The sequence below is a fragment of the uncultured Pontibacter sp. genome, from assembly GCF_947492645.1.
Taxonomy (GTDB): Bacteria; Bacteroidota; Bacteroidia; order Cytophagales; family Hymenobacteraceae; genus Pontibacter.
On sequence record NZ_CANLMZ010000003.1, the window covers coordinates 126758 to 151177 of the forward strand.

Genomic DNA, 24420 nt, shown 5'->3' on the forward strand with positions numbered 1-24420 from the left:
ACTTTAAATAGAACAAGAGGTTTTAGGCCTAAAGCACCAATCTTGTTGCTGTTAGTATGAACAACAGCTTAACCAAGAAGTAGTTTATACATCTTGCATATAATTAAGAGGGCCTGCGGTGTATACCGCAGGCCCTCTATCATTCAGCAAGGCTGAATTACCTTAGTCGCAATGGCTTACGCCCATTTTGCCGTTATTATATTTATCCAGGATATCTGCCCAACTTATAATTGTACCCCTGCTAGCTGTTGATGCCGACGGGTTAGTAAAGTAAGCTGTTGCCTTATCAAAGGCTGTTTTTACGTTTGCTGGCATTGAGGCCCCTGCAGTCATATTAAGCTTAGCTGCAATATACTGGTGTGCGAGTATGTAATATTCGTTTCCGCCTTTTGGTGGTGTGTTCAATACTTTAAGGTATGTTTGGCCACTTGTATAGAAAGTAGTGTTTGCCAGGTTACCCCATGCCGGATCAGCCTTTTTGCCATTTGCATGGTTTTTCCAGTAGCCTTGTGTGCGGGTGCAGCCAGTTGGTTCTGCAATAACAGGTTTATCGACACAGAAAACGACATTATCGATTGCGCCAGAGCCTACAGATGTGTTTACTCCATCCAGCACCACCATGAGTTTTTTAGCACTTGCCACGTTTAGGGTAACCGTCTGCACACTTCCTTCTTCCTTGTAAGGAGTAAGCGGGAAGTTATACTCCTGGTTTTTAGCATCAATCACCCGAACATAAGACTGGTCTTCCACCACGTGGTTTAAGTCTACATCCACAACATCAATAGATTTTAAGAAAACCCCGTTGGATATGGCTGAAAAATCCAACGCTAGGGTAGCTCCCCAGGCATTATCACTTGGGTCGGAGAATTTATGCCCTTGTGCATCTAAGCCATTAGGGTTTGCAGCCACCTCTGCTGGCGTGTATTGGTTAGCGATTAACATTTTTCCCAGATGATCAGGCACACCCAAATCATGCCCATCGTCGCCGGTATGCACCCGCGCATCGTATACTCTTGCTACATTTGTACTTGTGTAATCATCGTTTATACTATTAGCTTCACGTTTTTTAGCAAATATTCCTACTGTTCCATACGCCCCGGATACTTGGGATATTGGATAATCGCTGGCTGAGAAATTCTCGAAATCAATAGTATAGCAGTTCTGCGATACAGCATTCAGGCTTGCTGAAGCATTTGTACCCATTGCATCCTCCTCTTTCTCACAACCGAAAAACACAAGAGCACCTAAACATAAGGCACTCATTTTAGCTAGATTTCTTTTCATAAATTTCATAGTTTAATAATGGTTAAAAAATACACGCACCATATTCTGGTGATAATTAACAATAGCGGGCAACTCAAAAAGCAACCGCTATCTGGCAAAGGGTGAGGCGCAGCAGCCGTAAAGGCCGTGCGAGGGTATGTTGATTGTGGTAAGGGCAAAAAAAACCTGGCAAATTAACTCAGCCAGGTTCAAGGTATTTTATCATTAAAATTTCATAGCGTCTTAAATAGTACAGTTTTGGTTTACCTTTTAGCCTGCCTGTTTTACAAGCAAGCTAAAAGGAGTATAATTTTATAGTATTAGTCTCTACAGAATTCAATTACGTCGATCGCGCCAGAGCCGGAGTTTTTTCTACTGCCCGTGAAGGTTACGCGTATCTTCTCGACACCAGTTGTGTTTTCGGTGTTAAGGCGGGTTGCACCATAAGCACCTGTAACCGGCAATTTATAAGCTTTTATAACGTTACCGTTTTTATCTATCAGTTCTAATTCAGAGTCGGCTTCATCTTGTGTTATATCCAGCACATGTATGGCGTTCAAAGTTATACTTCCCATTGCCGAGAAGTCCATTTCGAGGCGGCTGCCTTTGTTATAAATAGCCGTTGCGTTGCCTTGTACCTTACCGGCGGTAAGCACATTTCCCATTGGCCTGATAGCCGCATTGTTTGGTGTTCTGAAGTTTTTGTTACGTTCGTCTGGCTGGCTGGTGTTATAAAGTATAGCAGCGTTAGTGTTAGAGTAAGTGCCTCTTTCGGTATTAAAATAAGCGCCTCTATCGGCTTTTAACTGAGCAGATACGCGTACTGGCGTACCCTCGCTATATACTGTAGTTACAGACCCTGCTCCTGTTTCGATGTCGTTGTAACCGTCAAATTCTATCACTTCACAGGCATCCGGGGAGGTTCCAAAGTTACTGGTGTCGTTTACTGCAAGCGGTGAAACTGCATCATTCTCATTCTCACAACCCAACAACACTACGCTAAACGCAACTACACACAAAGATTTTAAAGTAAACTTTTCCATACACACACTTTAGTTATTTACACATACTGGCAGACTTGCTTCCCTATTGGCAAAATTATACTTCCCTGCTGCTCATATAATAGCTTCAGGTTTAAGTATAGATCCGGATTATGTAAACCAGAATAGATTTGATAGGGAAGTTAAGAACTGCTTTGGGTGTGTGTACGGCAGATGTTTAAAATCTGTTAGCTAAATTTTGTTTTTTTAGTTAAATTTTTCAAAAGCTTTAATTGCACTAAAATATATCATTATCAATACCCTTAACAAATAGACATATATAAATAATACAATATCAGCTACTATACTTTCGTAGGAATGCGGGGCTGTCCAGTTGCCTTTTGGAAGAAGTTATCAAGTATAAAAAGGAAATAAAGGCACATGCGCCTGCCACCCAAAACGTGCGCGTAAAATAGTCAGGGTTATTGTCGTAAAGCCAGCCAGAACAGAGTGCACCCAAGCCAATACCAACTTCCAAAGCGATGTACATCGTGGCCATGGCTCTACCCCGGTGGGCCTCGTGGCTCAAGTCTATCGTCCAGGCGTAAACAGTTGGAGAGTTCATACCGGTAGCTACCCCAAAAAGCACACCAGCCAACAGCAATTGTGTTGCGGAGGCACATAAACCAACCATTACCATGGCTACTGTTAAAAGGCCTGTACTGATGCGCAGTACGTTGATGCGGCCATATTTATCGGATGCGCGCCCAGCCAAAAACCGAATTGCCAGCGATGACACAGTAAAACTGGTAAAGAAGAGACCTTTGTTCTGTATGCCAAGGTGTGCACTAAAATCGGGTATGATGGTAAGTATAGTGCCAAAGGCAAACGTAGAAAACAGCATCACAAACGAAGGCCCCCATACACGCGGCTCAAATATTTCGTGCCGTGATATACGCAATAGCCCCATCCTGAACCGGTGCGGGTTATCCAGGGTTTCGTGCATGCGCACCAGCACCGCCACCGACAGAAAAGCAGCCAAAGACGATGCGTAAAACATTGTGTTAACCGAGTAAAGGTTGGCAATGGCACCTCCCAGCGCAGGGCCAGCGGCCATGCCCATACTTCCTGACAGGCCGATCAAGCCCATTGCCTCGCCCCTTTTCTCCACGGGTACCACATCGGCTACGTAAGCAGATGTGCCCGTAGGTGTAAACCCTGTAGAAAAGCCGTGCAGAAACCGCAGCAGCAGAAAAGCCGCCACACTTCCGGTTACAGGGTACAGAAAACCGCAGAGGATGCAAACAGCCCCTCCTACCATCATAACAGGTATTCGCCCTATCTTATCCGCTAATTTGCCACTAAACGGCCTGGAGAGGCCTGCTGTAATCGTAAAGAGAAAAATGATCAGCCCTTTATACTCTTCGCCGCCCAAGCTGGTGAGATAATCCGGCAGCTCCGGGATAATCATGTTAAAACTGGCGAAAAACAGAAAGGAGCTTAAGCACAGTAAGCCAAACTGAAGACCATATACCCGCGTGATTTGCTTTGCCATACTTTACAAATGAGCCTGCAAAGGTGGCAAAGCTTACGCTTTGATGCCAGTAAATAAAGTTTTAAAGTATAACTAAGCCACAGAGCCTTGCTTAGCAGTCTGTACACCGTTTATCATGATGCCTTTCTCCAGGGCAACCAGGTGAATGCTTCTGGATACATGCAACATCACTTCGGATTGTTGGATATGGCCCAATCTCATTTTTATACTTGCCCCAGAAGTAAGATGGTAAACAATGGTGTATGCAGATATACTTAGTGCCTTTACATCTTTCCAGTAAATTACCCGCTCACGCGCAAACACGGCCAGCCTATACTTTACCAACTCTGGGTTCATGGAGAAATAAGCTTGATTTATCACCACCCGATTATTGCCAACAAACAGGCAGGCAAGACCTGCCAAAAGCACTACCCCGCTGCTGATTGCCCAACTTAACCGAAAAGTATCCAAGATAAAAATTTCTCTTGCTAAGGCATACAATCCACCAAGGGTTAAAAATGTGCCTGCTATAAGTATAAATCTCAAGCTTTGCTGAAGTTGCTTCTGAGGGTATAAAGTGACGTGCATACAAGTATATCATTGTGGCTAAACCAGCCTGTTACTACTCCAAGTTGTAGAAAGTGGAAATGTGAATCTCCCTCTATCTTATAAGGCGATGTTGCAATGCCCAGGTTTGCCTGAAGCTAGTAAACAGCAGCAGCAGCTACTGTCGTTCCGTGAATTTACATAAAATCTGCTACGCCGCCAGCCATCTTTCACTAAGACTTCGGATACAGGGTAAACATCAAAATTTTAATTTAAATAATTATAAGGCTATCTAGAAATATATACTTTATAGAAGTGATAAAGTTTTAATTATTTAAATTTTAAATTGAATTTATTTTATAAATAAGACCTGTTAATGATTTTGATTATATTGAGGCTTCAAATACAGGCTCCATGAGAAAATACTATTCCCTAGCAATCACATTCTTAGCATTGGCATCGTGCCGGCAACTGCCGCAACACACGCCCGAACTCACAGTAAACAAGTTTTCAGATACTAATTTACAAAAAATATACACAGTACAGGATGAGCGTAAAACACAGGAACTGCAGCCCTACCTGCACCACAATAAGCCGGCATACCGCACGCAGGCTGCACTTGCCTTTGCCTCTGTACAAGATACTGTTGCCATTCCGGACCTGCTAGGCCTGCTATCTGACACTACCACCGCCGTGCGCAAAGCTGCAGCGTATGCCCTGGGCCAGGTAGGCCATCGCAAAGCAGAAGATGGCCTTATAAAACACATGCCACACGAAGGCAAACCAGAAATACAGGCAACACTTTTAGAGGCTATAGGCAAAGTAGCCGGCCCTGCCGGAGCTGATTACCTGGCTAACTACAACGCCACCAGCGAGGTAGCATTGGCGGGACAGGCATGGGGCTTGTACCGGGCAGGCTTAAGGCAACAGTATACACCCAAGGGGGTAGAGCTGGCTGTAAAATTCTTATCGGCGGTGAGGCCTTATGAGGCGCGTTTGGCTGCGGCCCATTTTTTGGCCCGCGCCCCTAAATTAGACCTTACTGCTTACCGCCAGCCCCTGCTAACGGCTGCCACCTCTGATGCCGCCCCTGAGGTACGCATGGCCGTAACCCAGGCTTTAGGTAAAGTTAAGACAATGGATAAAGCACAGTTCCTATCCAACATAGCACAAAGCGACCCTGACTACAGGGTAAGGCTTAGCGCGGTACGTGCCATGTCTGGTTTGGAGTTCAGGCAGATAAAGCCTGCTATACTTAGTGCCCTGCAGGATAAAAACATAAATACCGCTGTGGCAGCCTCTGAGTTTATACAAGCAAACCCGGCTGGCGTAGAAATAGACACATTGCTGCAGATGCTGCCACAGGTACAGGACGCACGCGTTAGAAGCGGCATGATTTGGGTAATGCTGCGCAACAGCCAGCCTCACAACAGAGCCCTGCTGAATAACCGCTATAAGCAACAATACCAAAACGCCAAAAACCCTTACGATAAGGCCTACCTGCTTAAGGCGTTGTCTGGAGACGTAGAGAATTACAAATTTATTTCGGAGCAGATGTTTGCCGCAGAACAGCCAATTATAGCCACTACCGGCATGGAGGCAATTATAACGATGCGCCAGCAAGGTGATTTCCCGAGGAGGCTTGAGGCCGATTTTGCTGAAGTATTTAAAAAGGCCGTTGGCTCCGGTGATGTGGCTTTGGTTGGAATGGCTGCCGCTGCCATCCGCGATCCTAAATTTAATTTGCGCAGCCACTACAAAGACAATAGCTTTTTAACCGTAGCCCAGCAAAAACTGCAGCTGCCCCGCGACATGGAAACAAACATTGAGTTGCAGCGCACTATAGATTACCTGAATGGCAAGCGAGAGAGCATTACCCCCGAAAATCCGTTTACACACCCGATAGACTGGGCTTTAGTTAAAACAATACCGGATGGGCAGCAAGTACTGCTCAGAACAGACAAGGGTACTATTGTGCTGCAGTTGTTTATAGAAGATGCCCCGGGGTCGGTTGCCAACTTTGTGGAGCTTATCGAGAAGCGCTTTTTCGATAATTTATACTTCCATAGGGTAGTGCCAAACTTTGTGGCCCAGGGAGGCGACAAGCGTGGAGACGGCTGGGGAAGTTCTGATTACTCTATCCGGTCTGAATTTGCGCCCCTGCATTACCGCGAAGGTTATTTAGGCATGGCCTCGGCAGGCAAAGACACCGAGAGCAACCAATGGTTTATTACCCACTCTCCGGCTCCGCACCTTGACGGCAAGTACACTATATTTGCCAAAGTGATCGACGGCATGGAAGTGGTGCACCAACTGGAAGTAGGCGATAAGATTTTGGAAGTAAGCCTGAAATAGCAGAATAGGACAGCAATGTAAAACCTTAACTGCAAGTATAAACAAAAAGAGGCGACACGGTGTGTCGCCTCTTTTTGTTTATACTTGTTAAGAACAGCGCTCTACCAACTGCTCTTCCGGTGCAACCAACATGCCCCAATCCGATACCAAGCGGGTAAACTCTTGCTGCAAGGTATTGCTGCGGTCTTTGGCATACCAGCCATGCAGCTTTTCTGCCATCTCCTGAAAAGGCGTATCTTTTTGTTTCGCCTCTAGCACCAACTCCTGCGCAGTAGCGGGTCTTGGGCCCCAGGTGCCCAGGACTTGCAATGTATCGGCATGCAGGGCAATCAGTTTAGGTATAGAACGGCCGCCGTTGGTAAGGTAAGCATCCATAATCTCAGGATTTTCATCGCGGAGCAAAAGCTTTACCTCAACTACCGGAGAGGCATCTGCAACCTTAACAATGGCCGGTATGTTTTGGGCTGCATCGCCACACCAGGCTTCTGTAAGTATAACCCATACCATGGGGGTTTGCAGGCTTAGCATTTTCTGAACCATTTCATCCTGCAGCACAGTAGTTTTCTCTACCCGTCTCATGCGCTGCATGTTCATGCGGGTGTATTCCACCATTGCTTCTGAATGGTCGGTGCCGGTTGTTTTATTTTCAGCCAAAAGCTTATCAATCATCTCACGGTACTGTGTGCAGCTGATAGCCTTTGATAGTATTTCTTTGGTAATCAATGTATTTGCTCCGGTTCTCTCAGTCATAATATCTTTTATTCTTGATGTATGTGGTTGCAATAAAAATATGCGCTCACCTATATATTACAAATTATGGATATAAATAGTTCCCCTGCTCCTGCTTTAGCTGCTTTAAGCGGCTTTGTAAAACTGTGCTTCACAAACAGTAACTTATTGATTTCCAAAATTTAGCAAGGCAGTTAAGCATTAAGCTAAAATTTGACTTTTATCAGAGGTTATAATTTTTAATCTTGCTTAAAGATACATTAAAACAGCTGAACCTAGTATAGCCAAACTGCTGCAGCATGGCAATGCTATCTGTTTATCACTACTACACAACTATACTTATACTTCTAAAACACCTGGCGCTTCAGAAGTATAAACTTTGCATTTACAGGAGATAAAGCCCCGAAACCTAAATTTAATTCTCGGTGGCTTTAGCCTCATACTTTAACTTTTACTTTCTCATAGTTATCATCTGCTTATAACACTTTACCAATTACAAGATTTTACAAAGTATATTTTGCAATTAAGCATTTTATTTAGATATTTATCTAAATACCTAATAGCAGCGTGAACAAAGTATTTAAAGCTTTAAATGACAACACCCGTCGGGAGATTTTAAATCTGCTGAAGGAGAAGGATATGACAGCCGGTGAGATAGCGGAGGCTTTTAGCATTACAAAACCAAGCATTTCGCACCACCTCGATATTTTAAGCCAGGCAGAGCTGGTAACATCGGAAAAGCAGGGGCAATTTGTAATTTACTCGCTTAACACTACTGTACTTGATGATATACTAACCTGGATGATGACACTTAAAAATTAGGCCCATGAAACAGAGAAGCACATTACTGGAGACCCTGATTTGGGGATTGGCACTAATACCGCTGATTTACTTATTTATAAACTGGCAGGCACTTCCAGACCGCGTCCCGATTCATTTTAACTATAAAGGCGAGGCCGATGACTGGGGCAGCAAAAACTTTTTGGCAGGTGTTGTTTTGGTTGTAACGTTGGGCCTGAACCTCCTGTTACTGGCCATACCTGCCATAGACCCCAAAGACAAGATTACGCATATGGGCAGCAAGTACCACCAATTACGGCTGATGCTGTCCTTGTTTTCGTCGGCCTTAACGGTATTTATTATCTACAGCGCCAAAGCAGGCAGCCTCGAAAACTCAAACTTTATTCATTTGCTGGTAGGCGGCTTGTTTATCGCTTTTGGCAACTATTTCCAGGCTATCAAGCCTAATTACTTTATTGGCATACGCACCCCCTGGACCCTGGAAAGCGAAACCGTTTGGCGTAAAACGCACCGCATTGGCGGCAGGCTGTGGATGGTGGGCGGTGTGCTTATGTGCCTCACAGCACTCATAAATGACCCTATACTACGCCTTGTTATTTTTCTTGCCACGGCAGCCATTGTTGTACTTGTACCGGTGGTGTACTCTTTTGTAGAACAGCGCAAAGAACGACAGGCAGCGCATTAACCTTATCCTTAACCCAACTACATCTCATGAAAAAGCACCTCTTTTCCTTCTTTCTGCTTTCGCTGCTCACGTATACTTCGCTTGCGCAAGAGGCAAACAACGTAACTGGATCTTGGAATGGCTCTTTAACTGTAGGTGGCGCAAAACTAAGGCTGGTCTTCAATATCAGTACCGGCCCCGGTGGCACCCTCACCGCCACCATGGATAGCCCCGACCAGGGCGCCAAAGGAATTCCGGTAGCATCCGTGAAGCAGGAGCAGGACAGTTTATACTTAGATATTCCGGCTATTCGGGGAAATTATGCGGGCAAAATTACTGGCCCCGAAAGTATAGATGGCTACTTAAAACAAGCGGGCCAAAGCATGCACATCCCGCTTACAAAGGGAGAGGCATCAGAACCAAAGCGCCCGCAAACACCCGCTAAGCCTTACCCTTACCAGGAAACCGAGGTAACCTTAGATAACAAGGCTGCAGGAATAAAATTGGTTGGTACACTTACCCTACCGGCTGGTAAATCGGCTGCTCCGGCTGTTATACTTTTTACCGGCTCCGGCCCCCAAGACCGCGACGAAACCATACTAGGCCACAAACCTTTTTTGGTGCTTGCCGATTACCTTACCCGCCAGGGCTTTGCCGTATTGCGCCTCGATGACCGTGGCGTGGGTAAATCGGGAGGTAATTTTGCCACAGCCACCACCGCAGACTTTGCCTCTGATGCAGAAGCAGCTTATACTTACCTGAAGAACTTTAAAGGAGTTGATGCTAAAAAGATAGGCTTGCTAGGCCATAGCGAGGGCGCCTTGATAGCTGCAAAAGTAGCCGCAAAACACCCTGAAGTAGCTTTTGTTGTATTGATGGCCGGCAACGCAGTACCCGGAACAGAGCTGCTGGTGGCCCAGAACGAGGCATTGTTGAAGGCATCGGGAGTACCACAAGAGCAACTGCAAGTATACCTGCAACTGCGCGAAGCTCAATTTAAAGTAGCCGCCTCCGAAAAAGATGTGTTTAAGGCCGCTGAAAAAATAAAGCAACTGGAGCATGACGCAAAAGCCAAATTAACGGAACAAGAACAAAAGCAACTGGGGCTAACGCCGCAAAATGAGCAGGTTCTGGTGGCACAACTCAGCTCGCCCTGGATGCGCTACTACCTGGCCTACAACCCCGCTCCTGTTTTGCAAAAGCTAAAAATGCCTGTACTTGCCCTTAATGGAACCAAAGACCTGCAGGTGCCTTACCAGCAAAACCTGCCTGCTACCGAAAAAGCATTGCAAGCCGCTGGAAACAAAAAATATAAGATAAAGGAAATGCCAAACCTCAACCACCTTTTCCAGACCGCTAACACAGGCGGTCCAGCAGAGTATGGGCAGCTAGAGGAAACTATCGCTCCTGCCGCATTAGAGGAGATAGCAAACTGGCTAAAAGTAGTGGTGAAATAAATATACTCGCTTTGCCGATTACGGTTATCTGCTGATTTCGACAAAAAAGCGTATGTTTATTACGTTTATACAGTAGTTAGCGTTTATTAATACTACATAAAAAATGAAGAAAGCTTTAATGCTATTATTTCTTATTCCGCTCCTTTCTCATGGGCAAAAGTTAACTAAACAGGGGTTAGAAGAATACTTCCTTTTAGACAAAGGCGATACCGTCAACTTTTATATCTACAATCCGGAGAGACTAAAGAAAACAAAGGTCTTCTTGTTTTTGCAGGGTTCCAAACCAGCCCCTATGATAAGCAGTACTGACAGCGTGGAGTGCTGTTTCAATAACTTTCCAAAGTCTGAAATGAATCATTTTCCTAAGGAGTATGCCTTTGTGTATATCCAGAAGATAGGGGTCCCTTATTACGCCAATACAGACCATTATGTGGCTAGTGCTAAGTTCAATGAAAGGAACAACGTACTAGACAGGGCAGAGGTGGCTAGCAAAGTACTAAACTATGTGGTTAAAAGACTATACCCAAAGGCACAAGTTGTTGCAGTCATGGGGCACTCAGAAGGGAGCGACGTGGCGGCACGCTTGGCAGTAATCAACAAAAAAGTAACACACCTAGGCTTCGCTTCTGGAAACGGAGCCCCGCAGATGTTTAATGATGTTTTGTTCATCAGGCGTAAAATGCACAGCGGGGAAATAAACGCTGTGGAGGCCCAAGCTCAGCTTGACGCTTACTTTACAGGTATGGAAGGAGTGTTTAAAAGGCCCGGTTCTGTTACTGACACTTTTCGGGGTGATACCTATAAATGGCACTATGCGATAAACCAGCCCCCGATAGAGAACCTTTTGAAGCTGAAGATTCCTATCTTCCTGACAATAGGAAGCAATGATGAAGCCGTGCCTGTAGAAGCCACGGACTACATCAAGTCTGAGTTTGTTCGCCTGCAGAAGAGTAACCTAACTTACAAGGTATACCCCAACAGCAACCACAGCTATGTCGAAACTTTGCCTAACGGAGAGTCCAGAGACCATTGGTCGGAGCTATTCGCCGACTTCGCTGAATTTATCAAAAGTAACAACCGCTAACCAAGCACATGAGGTAAGCTTCGGCAGATGCCTTGCTCACCTCATGTACAAATCCGTTGGCGGTAATATTGACAGAGCCGACCTTAAAGACAAAGAAATAGTTAATGACAGAAATAAAACTATACAAGACAACAACCAAAGGGCTGAAAATTATCGGTATGTGTTTGCCGTTTGTGGTATTAGGTCTTTTTTTGTTATCTGACGCAACATTTGGGTCGACAAATTATATTATGAGTTGGCTTTGTATTTGCTTCTTCGGACTTGGTATTCCGATTGGGCTATTTCAAACTTTTGACAAACGACCACAAATTATAATATCAGAAAACGGCATTTGGGACAGGACGACAAATCAAGATGAAGTAAAATGGGAACAAATAATTGAAGCCTATCTACTTGACATTCACGGACAAAAGTTTATTTCATTAGTAACAGACGAAACATTCGTTTTCAAGAAGAAAATTTACAAGTGGGCTGAAAAAATAAATAGAGAAATTGGAGCACAAAATCTCAATCTGCATTTAGGACAAATAAACATTGACGAAATTGAACTAACTAATTTTCTCAACCGATTATGCAAAGAAAATATAGAAGAGCGAAGAAAATTGATTAAGACATTTAAAATCAAGAGTGCTGATTTTTCTATTTCCGACCTTCAGAAGATACTCGTTTACATTTTAGTTTCAGTAGCACTTCTTTTATTGTCCCTATCAAGTTTTGCCGCATTTATGACAATTATGATTGTGATGGGAATTTCTGCGTTTATTGCACGGTGGAGACCAGACAATTTGACTTTAAGAAGATATGCAGGAACAGCAACTTGGCTTGGACTTATAAATATGGTTCTATGTTTCGGTATAATTAAAGTTTACGACAATATAACCGAAGACGTGGCTGAACAAGTGGCAATTGAAATCGAAGAGTTCCAAAGGCAAAATGCAACTTTCCCGATTGACATTAAATCAATCAATGAGAAATTAGAACTTAATTTTATAGAACGCTATTTTGCTAACCAAATTGACTATAAGACACTTGACAACGACTATGAATTAGAAGCGAATATGCTTTTCGGAAAGCGTAGAAAGTATGACAAAAACAATAGTGAATGGAAATAAATACTACCGCCAACAGCCGTTTTGCAAAAGCGGGGGTTTTGTGCTTCTATGACAATGAAGTGCTAAATTCAAGCTTTGTGCATCTAATGATGTTCAGTGCTAAAAATCCCCGCCTTCGCAAAGCGGCAAAACGTTAGCCAAAAATTGGAATCATAGAAATGAAGAGAAGAACAGGAACAATGAAGAACTTGGGGCTTATTCTGATTTCCGTTCTGTTAATATCATCTTGCAGACAAGCACTCTATGACATTAATTATAAAGGAGAAGAAAATTTCAAATCATTTTATGTAGTTGACACTATAAGCATAAAGAATCCTGTGCGTGTCTTTTCTCAAAAGCATGGTGGAATGTTTATTCTTTCAAGTGATAAACTCAAAGAGTACCGAAATGAAGCAGACTTCTTTCTATCGCCTGATGTCTTCATCTTGGGACAGGATTTATATAGGGATTTGAGCACGGAAGATTTTAGACGTTACAACTATCCTGACCGTGGTGGATGTGAAGTGAGAGAGTCAGAAACTAAAGTTGATGGGTTAGAGATTTATGAATTCGTCAGCCAACCAAGGTTTGTAATGGGCTTGATAAACACGAATTACTATCATGTAAAGCATAATTCTGAAGTCTATTTTAATATTCCTGTAAAGAACCCCAAAGCAACATATCACAAAATGGTTTATCCATTGTGCCAGTAGGTTTTGTACATAGAATTCATCGAATAAAAAAGAGTAACTTAAATAAATCTCTGGCTAACAAAGTGCAGCTTTAGCCCTTGCTACGCTTCGGGCTTCGGCTGCACGAGTAACGTTACAAGTTTGTTCAACAACAGCAGGTAATGACAAAAGCAGAAAAATACTTTCACAGTTTGAACCTCAAAGTCAAGAGAAGCTGTCAAGCTTACGACAATTCTTTTTTGAGGTACTACCCGACACAGAAAAAGCATTCTGCATAATAAAGTCAGTAAATACCATCTGTAATTTGCTGCTTACAAGAAGTATATCAGCTTTTTTACAGTTTAGCAGAAATTGAAGATAAAGTCTCTGTATATAGCGTTAAAAAGACAATAGACAGATTTCATGCTCGCCAAACCCTTACCAATTGATTTGATACGGAAAATCATTTTACTAAAATCAACGCTTTGGTGCAATCAATAACCAAAAATGAAAATAACACCTGAACATAATGAGCGAATGGCGAAAATGACATTCGCATCAGTTTACCCTCACTACATCACGAAAGTGGAGAGAAAAGGGAGGACAAAAGAAGAACTGCATCAAGTAATAGAATGGCTTACAGGATTTAACGACAGTAAATTACAAGAGCTAATTGACGAAAAGGCAACTTTTGAAATATTCTTTAAAAACGCAGAACTCAACCCAAAAGCAAATTTGATAACAGGGGTGATTTGTGGCTACAGAATTGAAGAAATTGATAATCCTTTAACCAAACAAGTAAGGTATTTAGATAAACTTGTGGACGAGTTAGCAAAAGGTAAAAAAATGGAGAAAATACTTCGGGTTAAATAAATACTCAAATACCAGACGACACAACAGAAAAGACCACTAACAGCATGGTTAAGGGCTAAGCTTTGTGCGCCTCTCAAAGTTAATGTTTGGTTAGCGGTAAAGCGTATCCGAATCGCCTCCTCCGGGGGAAAAGCATGAAGGAGGGCTAGTACACATAGAAAATAACAACATGAAAAAATCTGTATTATTACTTGCAGGACTGCTGGCATCATTTGGGCTTGGCTTTTCCATTAATACCATTATTGCAAAACAACCTGACATTGCTGTTGGCAAAGCAGGCATCAATGTATACAAAACAGAAAAAGACAACATGAAACTAGGAGCATTTTCAGTAAGTATGAATGTTAAGGACCTTAAGGTGTCAAAGGAGTTTTATGAGAACCTGGGGTTTAAGGTTTTTGCTGGAGGGATGGAGCAAAATTACCTCATCATGAAAAATGAGAATGCACTCATCGGGTTATTTCAGGGCATGTTTAAAGGCAATATTCTAACGTTTAATCCTGGTTGGGACGAAAATGCCGCTAACATTGAACAGTTTGATGATGTACGGGATATTCAGCGAAAGCTAAAAAACAAAGGAGTTACATTGACAAGCGAAGCAGATGAGAAAACCTCTGGCCCGGCAAGCCTTATGCTCACCGACCCAGATGGCAACGTTATACTTATTGATCAACACCGTTAAGCCATACTACCGCCTGATACTGCTTAAAAAAAACCTACTAAACAACAATCAACCTCTTGCTGCAACCTGTAAAAGGCCGTGAGTCCTGATTTGCCGGAGGCCCCTGTAGCTCAGCTTTCTTTGCCATACTCAAGTAAATCTCCCGGCTGGCAATCAAGGGCTTTGCAAATAGACTCCAACGTGCTGAAACGAACCGCTTTTGCTTTACCGGTTTTAAGTATGGAGAGGTTGGCCAGCGTTATATCCACTTTCTCGGAGAGCTCGTTCAACGACATTTTGCGCTTGGCCATCATCACATCCAGGTTCACGATAATTGGCATACTTATACGGTCAGTTCGTTTTCAGATTGTATTTCAACACCTCGTTTAAATATCTGCGAGATCACAAAAACAAGCCCTGCCATAACAATGAATTCGTCTGTTGCCCACTCTTCCTGCAAAATTCCGGTTCTTTTCGCTAGCCATCCTATATGGGCATTGTAAAGTACTGCAACTATCCAGGTGCCTAACAAAATGTAGCTTATCTTCTCAATTACCTGCGCAACCTCAATCTTAAACGGATGCACCAACTTTATCTTTGATAAGATCTTGATTACCAGGTGTGCGACAAAAGCCTTCATAACCAACAGCGCAACTATAAAAGAAACAGTCTGCGAGTAATGCCAGAAATCAAACTGCCTGACGCTATACAGGTCAAGCCCTCTGTACAAGTCCTTTGCCGCATTGGGGTTGTTGTAGCTTATCCCGTACGCGAAAAGTATGGCGCCAGCCTTTATAAGAAAGCCAATAAAAGCCACCCATGCCACCACATGCATTACCTGAAGTATAAACTTGGTTTTGGTTTCGTTTTCCTTTTCCATAGTAGTATAAATATTATATCTCCTTTTACTGGCTAAATATAATATATGTTTATCGATAAACAATAAATTTAATACGATTCACAATAAATTTTATCTGTTTATACTTTATTGGTCATCACCAGGGGATAAAGTATACTTTAAACTATAAGGCAGGCAACCCAACTCCTGCTACTCTTGCAGCAAAAATGGGCTCTAATGGAAATTGTGGAGGAAAAGGATTTATGCGTGTGTGCCTGGCTTGAGTGATCAGGCCAGATAAAAATTTACATGGAGTGTACGGGTTCCATTTCTAACATAATATGCTGAGGGGATTTCTTTTTTATAAGTGCGGCAATGCAATTGTAGGCGCTCAGCATATCTTCTTCTTTCTGATAGCTGAACAAAGTATAAGCTTCCTCTCCCTGATGTAGCCCAACTATAATGTATAGGTTATAAACACGCTTCTCAAAAAAAGAAAGGGTGTGGTTTTCGATGCGGGTTACATCGGAGAGAGGTACCAGGTAATTAATGCAGCCGTTAGGCGCGGCAATCTTAATATTCATCAGCCTACGTAAAACTTTTGGAAAACTTAGGCATGAGCCAACGCTTGGCTCTGGTAAGCGCAGTTTACCAAATATATGCTTACGAAGCGAATTTAAGTTACGTTATTATACTGTGAAATAAGTTTCCAGCTCGTGAAGCGTATTTTCGTTTGTCTGCATGTCCTGCACTACTTGCCCTTTTTCCAGGATCACGATCCGCTCACAAACATCGATCACATGGCTTAGGTCGTGGCTTGAGATGAGCATGGTCATGTGCTTGTGCTCGCGCAAATTCTTAAGCAGGTTTTTTAAACGTATCTGGGAGCTTGGGTCCAGGTTGGCAAAGGGCTCATCAAGTATAAGCAGCTCTGGGTTAGAGAGCGCGGCAGCGGCTACCCCTATCTTTTTCTGGTTACCCTTCGAGAAGTCGCGGATGTACTTTCGCTGGTTCAGAATCTCGCCATTAAACAAATCCATAAAAGGCTGCAGGCGCTCTGTAATGTCTCCGTCAGAAAGGCCGTGCAAATCGCCTATAAACTTGAAATACTCTTCGGTGGTAAGATAGTCTATCAGAAAGCCTTCGTCTAAGTATGAGCCTGTGTAGGTTTTCCAGGCGTCAGACTCCATTACGTTTATATCTTTAGCGTATACCTCGCCTTTGCTTGGCCTGATCAGGTCAAGTATCATCCGGAAGAGCGTTGTTTTGCCGGCACCGTTGTTGCCCACCAAACCAACCGATTCGCCGGCCTTTATACTTAGCGCTGGTAAGTTTACTACTGTGGTTCCGTTATATATTTTCTGAAGATTCGTTATTGTTAGCATCATCGTGGGTTTTAATAGATAAGGTTTATTAGGATTGCCTGAAACCGGCGGCCAGTTTATACTTGTGCTCTACAAAGCGCTTGGCGGTCCATTGCAGCAGTTGCTTCTGGAAAATAATGCCTAGTAGCCCAAAACCGCCAATGGCAGCAACGCCTGCATAAGGTATATCCAGCAGCCAGAACGGTACATAAATAAGTATAGGCAGGAGCATGGCCGGCAGCATCATCACAAACTTAGAGGCTCCTACGCCCTGCCAGTTAAAGGTGGCGCTCTTGCTCAGGTCCAGCCGCTCTTTGTTGTACACCGAGAAGTAAAAAATCACGAATACATTAACACCGACATTGTAAAGCAGGGCGGCAGTATTGATGAGCAGGATCTTGTGCCCGAAAAAACCATACGGCAGGGTAAGTATATAGGCCAGGGTCATAACCGGTACCATCATCCAGTATTTGGCAGTAAAAAACTGTACCGGCGAAATGCGCTGTGTTAGCAAGCCATCGAAATGGGCACTTTGCCAGCCCGGCAAAAACTGCCCGTAATTAAACATGGGCATACCCGATAGTATGATGCCTACAAATATCAAAAAGCCAAATCCTTCGAGGTAAGTATCGTTTGTGTAAAAGATAAAGCCGTAGAACAGGAACATAACCGACAAAGCCGCAATAGACTTTGTGCGCTTGTGCCGCCAGATAAGCTTCAGTTCCAACTCTATCAGTTTGCCAAGCTCTCCGAACCGGCTTAAAAAAGCAATATTGCCGCCAGTTGCTTGCGTGGCTTTGCTTACTTTCATCTCTTCGGGGTAAGTATGGGCCCTCAGGAAAGTATAGTTAAGCAGGTAAGCGCCTAAAAGCAATAACACCGGAACCGCTACCAGCCAGGGCTGAAGCAAAACCTGCCCGAAAATAGCTTTGGAAACCACCTGCAACTGCAGCAGCTCCAGGTAGTCGAGCAGCATAAGCAACGAAATTACAAGCCCGAAGCCCAGCGTGTAAAATGGCTTGGTGCTCATTTGCCGCTTAAAGTACAGCAGCAGGTAGTTGTTAAAAAGGGTTACCGCTATCATAGTGCCCAACCACGCAAAAGCTATACTTTGGCCATACGCCGGCACCACCGCCGACAGCATAAAAGGTATAAAAACAAGCAGGGGCAGCAGATTGAAGAAGCTCGGGATCGATTTTAACAGGACGTAATGCACCAGCTTATTTTTACCGACAGGCAGATGCAAGTATGGCTGCACCGCCAGTACCGGCAAATCCTGCATCATAAACCGGAAAAACAGATCGATAAGAAAATAGTAAAGCAGCATGCCGTTAAACACAGCTACCGCACTTTGGCCAGGGTATATTTCTGCCAGTATATCATCGGTATAAAACCCAAGAAACAGGAAAATACCGCCAAAGTATACAACCAGCAGGCCTAGAATAATGTTGAGGGCAATGCTTTTCTGGAGAACAGAAGAACGCAGCTCTGATTTCCATTGGTGTTTGAGTAAGGTTAAGATCATAGGCGATTGACAAAAGAAGGAATATACTTTTCTCAATATACTTAAAAACTCACCAAAGCTCAACCAGCTCCGCCACTAACTAGACTAACATAGGATAAATTAATACTTACCGGCCACAAATACCGACAAACCCGCAGCCGGCAATGGATGGCTACGGCACAGGATCATACCCGCTTCCGCCCCATGGGTGGCAGCGGCCAATACGTTTCAGCGCCATCCAGCCGCCTTTAAAAGGGCCATACTTGTTTATAGCCTGCACCGCATACGTAGAGCAGGTAGGTGTGTAACGGCAGGTAGCAGGCTTTAGCGGCGATATAAGGTGCTGGTATACCCAGATCAACAGCAGCATTATCTTCTTAAATATCCAGGTCATACTATAGGTTTGCACAAAGCTAAACTATCCTAACATACGTTAGGACCAGTAATTTTTTGTTAAATTTGCAGTAGATTATCACATCTAAACAAATTTTTATGTTAAAAAGAATCCTTTCACTTCTGCTTTTAGTCTCGCTTAGCGCGCCTTTCGCTGCTAAAGCCGACGAAGGTATGTGGCTGCCGATGCTTATCAAACGTCTGAACTATACAGACATGCAAAAGCAAGGCCTTAAGCTTACTGCCGAAGAAATTTACTCTGTTAACAACTCCAGCCTGAAAGATGCCATCGTGCAGTTCGGTGGTTTCTGTACAGCCGAGTTCATCTCTCCTGAAGGCTTATTATTAACAAACCACCATTGCGGCTACGGCCAGATACAGTCGCACTCCACACCAGAGCACGATTATCTGACTGATGGCTTCTGGGCTACCTCTAAAGACAAAGAACTGCCAAACGAAGGCCTTTTTGTAGACATCCTCGTGCGTATGGACGATGTAACCGGCAAAGTGCTGGAAGGCATCAACGCCAACACTTCTGAGCAGGAGCGTGCACAGTTGGTAGGCCAGCGCATGCAGGCTATCGCCAAAGAGGCAAGCAGCAACGGCCAGTACGTGTCTTATGTGCGCGATTTCTTTAACGGCAACGAGTTTTACCTGTTCGTGTACGAGCGTTTCTCAGACGTGCGCCTGGTAGGTACTCCTCCATCATCTATCGGTAAGTATGGTGGCGACACCGACAACTGGATGTGGCCGCGCCACACCGGCGACTTCTCTATGTTCCGTGTGTACATGAGCCCGGACGGCAAGCCAGCTGCTTACAGCAAAGACAACGTTCCTTACAAGCCTAAGCACCACCTGCCCATCAACATCGGCGACAGAGAAGTAGGTGATTTCTCGATGGTATTCGGTTTCCCTGGCCGCACCAAGCGTTTTATGACATCGCATGGCCTGAAGCTGGAAGTAAACCAGCTGAACAAGTCTCGCATTAAACTGCGCAACGACAAGCTGAACCTGTGGAAAGAAGAGATGGACAAAAACGATGCTACACGTATCAAGTATGCATCTAAGTATGCGTCTACGTCCAACTACTACAAATACTCTATCGGCCAGAACGAGGGCATCAAGCGCATGCGCACCATCGAAGGCAAGATTGTAGACGAGGACAAGTTCCAGAACTGGGCTAATGCAGATGCTACACGCAAAGCTACCTATGGCAATGTACTGAACGAAATTAACGAGGCTTACACCAACATTGAGAAGTATAACCTGGGCAACGTTTACCTGAACGAGGCTGTGCTTGGTACTGAATCATTGCTGATGGCTTATCGCCTTGCCGGGCTTCACAACGCACTTAAGTCTAACGACCAGGGTGCTGCCAAAAAAGCTGTGGAAGACCTGAAGCCGCGCGTAGATGCTTTCTTTAAAGATTATCACATGCCAGCGGATAAGAAAGTTTTTGCTGCCCTGATGAAGTACTACGCTGAAGACATTGCCAAAGACCAGCAGCCAGAGGCTTTTAAAGCGATGGTGAAAAAGTATAACGGCAACTTTGATAAGTTAGCAGATTACGTGTACAGCAACTCGTTCGTAGTTTCTCAGCAGAAGATGAACGACTTCCTGAACAACCCAACTGCCAAGAAACTGGAAAATGACCCTGCTTACCAGATCGTTTCTTCTATCATTGATAACTACAGAACCAACATTGCTCCAAAGCTGGCAGAAAGCAACGCCAGACTTGACAAAGCTAACCGCCTGTATGTTGCCGGTCTGCGCCAGATGAACCCTGACAAAGTGTTTTACCCGGATGCGAACTCTACGCTGCGTTTAACTTATGGCTCGGTGCAGGATTACAGCCCAGAGGATGGCGTACGTTACAACTACTACACTACCCTGGAAGGCGTAATGGCGAAAGAAGATCCTAACAATGAGGAGTTTGTTGTGCCAGCTAAACTAAAGGAACTTTACAACAAAAAGGACTATGGCCAATACGCTAACTCTAAAGGCGAAATGGTTGTTAACTTCATCACTAACAATGATATTACAGGTGGTAACTCTGGTTCTCCGGTGATCAATGGCAAAGGTGAGTTAACGGGCCTTGCTTTTGATGGTAACTGGGAGGCCATGACTGGTGACCTTGTATTTGACCCTGATTATAAGCGTTGCATTAACATGGATGCTCGTTACGTGTTGTTCATCATCGACAAGTATGCCGGTGCCAGCAACCTGATCAGCGAGATGACGATTGTTAAAACCGATAGCCCCGGCGCTGAAGATGCAGCTGCCGCTGCTCCAGCTACGCCGCAGGCCGAACTTTTAAACGCTGCCGTACAGGAAGCCAACGAGCAACTGCGTGCTGGCAAAACAGAATTCAAAGTTGATAAAAAGAAAGGCAAAGCAAGAGTTAAGCTTCAGGTAAAAGACTAAGTTTAGTTTTTATACTTTTAAAAAGGCGCTGGATATCTCCAGCGCCTTTTTTTTGTACCTACCCTGCCCCATTGTTCTGGCGTCAGCATCCAGCTGGGACATCGGCATGTTTAAGTCTCCAGGTTCGTTTCTAGCCAGGTGTTTTGCAGCACCAAACCCTAAGCCCCTGAACATCCGTAATGTATACTTCAAAAAGTGTAACCCAAATACCCAAATGTGACGAACAAACTTTTACGCTTTTACCTGTATTTCATACTTTACCTCGCTTCTGACCTGGCCATTGCCCAAGCCGATGTACCTGCTGGTGCACGCGCCACAGCGTTAGGCAATGCCTCTGTTACCTTACCAGATTTATGGGCGCTGCACAACAACGTGGCAGGCATTGCAAACCTGCAGCAGGCACAGTTGGGCGCTTATGTAGAAAACCGCTTCGGGATGCGTGAATTAACTACCGTTGCCTTACTGGCTGCAATTCCAACGGCAAAGTATGGCAGTTACGGGTTAAGTTTTAGTCGGTTTGGTGATGCGTTATATAGCCAGCAGCACATTGGCTTAGGTGCAGCGCATAAACTGGGGCAGTTTAGCCTGGGCGCAAAGCTGGATGTGTGGCAGATTGCAGTACAGGGTTACGGTAGTCAGAAGGCAATGGCACTATCTGTTGGGGGCCAGGCAGAGGTAATACCAGATTTATACTTTGGCGCCTATGCATACAACCTGAACCAGGCAAAACTAGCGGCTTTTGAAGATGAACGTTTGCCCACCATCATGAAAGCAGGATTAGCTTACCGGCCTTACCACAAGCTACTGCTAGCCGCAGAAACACAAAAACACATTGACTACGATGCCACCTTTAAAGCCGGCGTGGAGTACCAGCTTCTACAGAACAAGTTTATACTTCGTACCGGTTTTCAGTCGCTTACAAACAGGGCAACTTTTGGTGTCGGTTTTATAGCACGCCACCTGCTCGTAGACTACGCCTTTGGGTCCACCACGCTGCTTGGCACCAGCCACCATGTATCTCTTACTTATCGCCTGAAGCCAAAGGAGGAGCTATGAGAAAGTATAGCATCATCCTCTTTATACTTTTTACTTTTACCGCTGCGCAGGCACAAGATTACCCACGCCAGCAGATTGATTTTGACCTTTTTGTGCAGGAACTATTCGCGCAGCAGGAAGAAGATGACATTCCCTACGAAGACTTTTACGAAACGCTTTTTCAGTATTACCAGCGGCCCATCAACCTAAACAATACCACACCCGAGGAACTAGCTTCGCTGTTTATACTCTCGCGGCCCCAGATAGCCTCCTTCTTTAAGTATACTTCTGATAACGGAAAACTGCTCAGCATCTATGAACTACAGGCCGTACCGGATTTTGATTTGCTGACCATTTACCAGCTCGTGCCTTTTGTGCGTGTAGATGATGCAGGCCTGAATGCGGATCAGCGGCCGCTGTGGCAAAGGGTAATCGGCGAAGACAACAACGCACTTATACTTCGCTATGAACGCACCTTGCAGGATCGCCGTGGTTATATGCCTGTAGATTCTAACAGCCGTTCCAGCAGCCGCTACCTGGGCTCACCAGACAAACTGTACATGCGCTACCGCGTTAGCCACACCCGCGACTATAGCCTGGGCATAACAGCAGAAAAAGATGCCGGAGAAGAACTTAGGTGGTCGCCGAGTAGCCGCCGCTATGGTTTTGATTTTTATTCGGCGCACCTGCAGCTTTATAACAAAGGCAAGTTTAAAGCTATTGCGCTAGGCGATTACCAGCTCCAGATCGGCCAAGGGCTGCTGCTCTCGTCGGGGTATAGCGTGGGCAAAGGCAGCGAAACCATTACCACCGTTAGCAGAGCCAACTTAGGCATAAGGCCCTACAGTTCGGTGCTGGAATATGCCTACTTCAGAGGTGGGGCAGTTACCTATACTTTGGGTAAGGTTGATGTAACAGGTTTTTACTCTAATAAACTGGTAGATGCCAACCTGCAGGCGCAGCAGGACACTCTAATCAATTCCAGCGACTTCTTTACCGGCTTTCAGACCACGGGGTTTCACCGCACCCCTACCGAGCTAGCCAACAAAGACCAGGTACGGGAGCAGATTTACGGCACAAACGCCAGCTACTTGTCCCGCGACAGATCCCTGGCTATTGGTGTTACGGCATTGGGAACCACCTACAATTCGCCGGTACAAAAAGCCGGAGCACCTTACCAGCGATTCGAGTTTGGTGGCAAGCGTAACTACAACATCGGCACCAATTACAGCTACACCTGGCAGAATGTATACTTGTTCGGGGAAACGGCTGTGAGCAAAAGTGGCGGTATGGGTACAGTAAATGGCCTGATCGCCAACTTATCTAACAAGGCAGAGCTAGCGATGGTATACCGCAATTACACCCGGGATTTTCATACCTTTTATGGAGGTGCTTTTGGAGAGGCTACCCGAAATATAAACGAACGAGGCTTTTACACCGGCATCAAACTAAAGCCTTTTGCAAAATGGGAGCTAACTGCTTACTACGATCGCTTCCGGTTTCCGTGGCTTCGCTACAGGGTAGATGCTCCTTCTTTTGGAGATGAGTACCTGGTGCGCTTATACTTTAAGCCTAACCGCCAAAGCAGCCTCTACGCCCAGTTCCGGACCGAAAGCAAAGGCTTGAATATGGCAGGAAATACCACAAGTATAGATTACGTGGCGCAGGTACTCCGCAGAAACTACCTGTTATACTATGAGTTTGCACCTACCAGAACCGTCGCCTTAAAATCGAGGGTACAGTTTAGCAGCTACGAGCAGGAGTCGCCGCAGCAGACAGGATATCTTATTGCTCAGGACATCAACTTCAATTTTGGCAACATCCGCCTCAGCACCCGCTACGCCCTCTTCGATACTGATGGCTACGACACCCGCCAGTATGCTTATGAGCGTGATGTGCTATATGCCTTTTCTGTTCCGGCCTTTAGCGGCAAAGGCACCAGGGTATATGGCCTGCTTCAGTTCAGCTTGTTCCGGGATCTGGATGTGTGGGTAAAGTATGGCTTAACGCATTACCGGGATCAGGATAGCATCGGCTCGGGGTTGGAGACGATCGAGGGATCCAGAAGGTCAGATGTGAAGGCGCAGGTTAGGTATAAGTTTTGAGGTTTTATACTTGTAGTTTGAGTTAGTGACTATACTGGCCAGCTCTGC

At 44.8% G+C, this 24420-nt stretch carries 24 protein-coding genes; 12 read left to right on the forward strand and 12 right to left on the reverse strand.

The window, feature by feature from the left end; genetic code table 11:
• Positions 1 to 162 precede the first annotated feature (162 nt).
• The 4 genes from Q1A23_RS03370 to Q1A23_RS03385 all read right to left on the reverse strand — a co-directional run bounded on the left by Q1A23_RS03370 (position 163) and on the right by Q1A23_RS03385 (position 4365).
• Positions 163 to 1284 carry a hypothetical protein gene (locus Q1A23_RS03370; protein ID WP_299819481.1) on the reverse strand — a complete coding sequence of 374 codons (1122 nt, stop codon included), beginning with the start codon at positions 1282 to 1284 and terminating at the stop codon, positions 163 to 165.
• Positions 1285 to 1583: 299 nt separating this feature from the next.
• Positions 1584 to 2306, reverse strand: a complete 723-nt coding sequence (locus tag Q1A23_RS03375; RefSeq protein ID WP_299819484.1) for a hypothetical protein — start codon at positions 2304 to 2306, stop codon at positions 1584 to 1586.
• A gap of 292 nt (positions 2307 to 2598) precedes the next feature.
• Positions 2599 to 3798: an MFS transporter gene (locus Q1A23_RS03380; RefSeq protein ID WP_299819487.1), complete on the reverse strand. Its 1200-nt coding sequence runs from the start codon at positions 3796 to 3798 to the stop codon at positions 2599 to 2601.
• Positions 3799 to 3870: 72 nt separating this feature from the next.
• Positions 3871 to 4365, reverse strand: coding sequence for a hypothetical protein (locus Q1A23_RS03385; protein WP_299819490.1), 495 nt, complete (start codon positions 4363 to 4365; stop codon positions 3871 to 3873).
• Positions 4366 to 4737: 372 nt separating this feature from the next.
• On the opposite strand from Q1A23_RS03385, the gene Q1A23_RS03390 reads away from it, so the two are divergent.
• The gene (locus Q1A23_RS03390) at positions 4738 to 6678 is read left to right on the forward strand and encodes a peptidylprolyl isomerase (protein ID WP_299819493.1); all 1941 of its coding nucleotides are present in this window, start codon (positions 4738 to 4740) and stop codon (positions 6676 to 6678) included.
• 87 nt (positions 6679 to 6765) lie between these two features.
• Here the strand turns inward: Q1A23_RS03390 and Q1A23_RS03395 are convergent, their stop codons facing one another.
• Positions 6766 to 7428, reverse strand: coding sequence for a thioredoxin family protein (locus tag Q1A23_RS03395; RefSeq protein WP_299819496.1), 663 nt, complete (start codon positions 7426 to 7428; stop codon positions 6766 to 6768).
• Positions 7429 to 7974: 546 nt separating this feature from the next.
• On the opposite strand from Q1A23_RS03395, the gene Q1A23_RS03400 reads away from it, so the two are divergent.
• From Q1A23_RS03400 to Q1A23_RS03435, 8 genes are all read left to right on the forward strand, one after another.
• Positions 7975 to 8229 (forward strand): autorepressor SdpR family transcription factor, encoded by a 255-nt coding sequence (locus Q1A23_RS03400; protein ID WP_299819499.1) that lies wholly within the window; start codon positions 7975 to 7977, stop codon positions 8227 to 8229.
• 4 nt (positions 8230 to 8233) lie between these two features.
• Complete coding sequence (locus Q1A23_RS03405; protein WP_299819502.1) at positions 8234 to 8893, forward strand: SdpI family protein; 660 nt, start codon at positions 8234 to 8236, stop codon at positions 8891 to 8893.
• A 26-nt stretch (positions 8894 to 8919) separates the two neighbouring features.
• Positions 8920 to 10329, forward strand: a complete 1410-nt coding sequence (locus Q1A23_RS03410) for an alpha/beta fold hydrolase (RefSeq protein WP_299819505.1) — start codon at positions 8920 to 8922, stop codon at positions 10327 to 10329.
• 103 nt (positions 10330 to 10432) lie between these two features.
• Positions 10433 to 11413, forward strand: coding sequence for a dienelactone hydrolase family protein (locus Q1A23_RS03415; RefSeq protein ID WP_299819509.1), 981 nt, complete (start codon positions 10433 to 10435; stop codon positions 11411 to 11413).
• Positions 11414 to 11517: 104 nt separating this feature from the next.
• Positions 11518 to 12525, forward strand: a complete 1008-nt coding sequence (locus Q1A23_RS03420; protein ID WP_299819512.1) for an STM3941 family protein — start codon at positions 11518 to 11520, stop codon at positions 12523 to 12525.
• Positions 12526 to 12683: 158 nt separating this feature from the next.
• A complete protein-coding gene (locus Q1A23_RS03425) occupies positions 12684 to 13217 on the forward strand; it encodes a hypothetical protein (protein WP_299819515.1) in 534 nt (177 codons plus the stop codon).
• 465 nt (positions 13218 to 13682) lie between these two features.
• The gene (locus tag Q1A23_RS03430; protein ID WP_299819518.1) at positions 13683 to 14048 is read left to right on the forward strand and encodes a DUF2200 domain-containing protein; all 366 of its coding nucleotides are present in this window, start codon (positions 13683 to 13685) and stop codon (positions 14046 to 14048) included.
• Between the two features lie 169 nt (positions 14049 to 14217).
• Positions 14218 to 14730, forward strand: coding sequence for a VOC family protein (locus Q1A23_RS03435; RefSeq protein WP_363322021.1), 513 nt, complete (start codon positions 14218 to 14220; stop codon positions 14728 to 14730).
• Between the two features lie 110 nt (positions 14731 to 14840).
• Here Q1A23_RS03435 and Q1A23_RS03440 read toward each other — a convergent pair whose 3' ends face one another.
• The 6 genes from Q1A23_RS03440 to yidD form a co-directional block, all read right to left on the reverse strand.
• Positions 14841 to 15050 (reverse strand): helix-turn-helix transcriptional regulator, encoded by a 210-nt coding sequence (locus Q1A23_RS03440; RefSeq protein WP_299819521.1) that lies wholly within the window; start codon positions 15048 to 15050, stop codon positions 14841 to 14843.
• Positions 15051 to 15052: 2 nt separating this feature from the next.
• Positions 15053 to 15589 (reverse strand): DUF2975 domain-containing protein, encoded by a 537-nt coding sequence (locus Q1A23_RS03445; protein WP_299819523.1) that lies wholly within the window; start codon positions 15587 to 15589, stop codon positions 15053 to 15055.
• A 263-nt stretch (positions 15590 to 15852) separates the two neighbouring features.
• On the reverse strand, positions 15853 to 16131 hold the full coding sequence (locus Q1A23_RS03450) for a hypothetical protein (protein ID WP_299819526.1): 279 nt from the start codon (positions 16129 to 16131) through the stop codon (positions 15853 to 15855).
• A 105-nt stretch (positions 16132 to 16236) separates the two neighbouring features.
• A complete protein-coding gene (locus tag Q1A23_RS03455) occupies positions 16237 to 16932 on the reverse strand; it encodes an ABC transporter ATP-binding protein (protein ID WP_299820098.1) in 696 nt (231 codons plus the stop codon).
• 28 nt (positions 16933 to 16960) lie between these two features.
• Positions 16961 to 18436: a DUF5687 family protein gene (locus Q1A23_RS03460; RefSeq protein ID WP_299819529.1), complete on the reverse strand. Its 1476-nt coding sequence runs from the start codon at positions 18434 to 18436 to the stop codon at positions 16961 to 16963.
• Positions 18437 to 18587: 151 nt separating this feature from the next.
• Positions 18588 to 18809, reverse strand: a complete 222-nt coding sequence (yidD, locus tag Q1A23_RS03465; RefSeq protein ID WP_299819532.1) for a membrane protein insertion efficiency factor YidD — start codon at positions 18807 to 18809, stop codon at positions 18588 to 18590.
• 98 nt (positions 18810 to 18907) lie between these two features.
• Between yidD and Q1A23_RS03470 the strand changes: the two genes are divergently transcribed.
• Positions 18908 to 21232: a S46 family peptidase gene (locus Q1A23_RS03470; protein WP_299819535.1), complete on the forward strand. Its 2325-nt coding sequence runs from the start codon at positions 18908 to 18910 to the stop codon at positions 21230 to 21232.
• Between the two features lie 9 nt (positions 21233 to 21241).
• Here Q1A23_RS03470 and Q1A23_RS03475 read toward each other — a convergent pair whose 3' ends face one another.
• Positions 21242 to 21424, reverse strand: a complete 183-nt coding sequence (locus tag Q1A23_RS03475) for a hypothetical protein (RefSeq protein WP_299819548.1) — start codon at positions 21422 to 21424, stop codon at positions 21242 to 21244.
• A gap of 24 nt (positions 21425 to 21448) precedes the next feature.
• Here Q1A23_RS03475 and Q1A23_RS03480 point away from each other — a divergent pair, with 24 nt between their 5' ends.
• Entirely contained in the window at positions 21449 to 22288 is an 840-nt protein-coding gene (locus Q1A23_RS03480; RefSeq protein ID WP_299819550.1) for a hypothetical protein, read from the forward strand.
• Positions 22285 to 24372 (forward strand): hypothetical protein, encoded by a 2088-nt coding sequence (locus Q1A23_RS03485; protein ID WP_299819551.1) that lies wholly within the window; start codon positions 22285 to 22287, stop codon positions 24370 to 24372. Before Q1A23_RS03480 ends, Q1A23_RS03485 begins: the two co-directional genes overlap by 4 nt.
• The last annotated feature ends 48 nt before the right edge of the window (positions 24373 to 24420 follow it).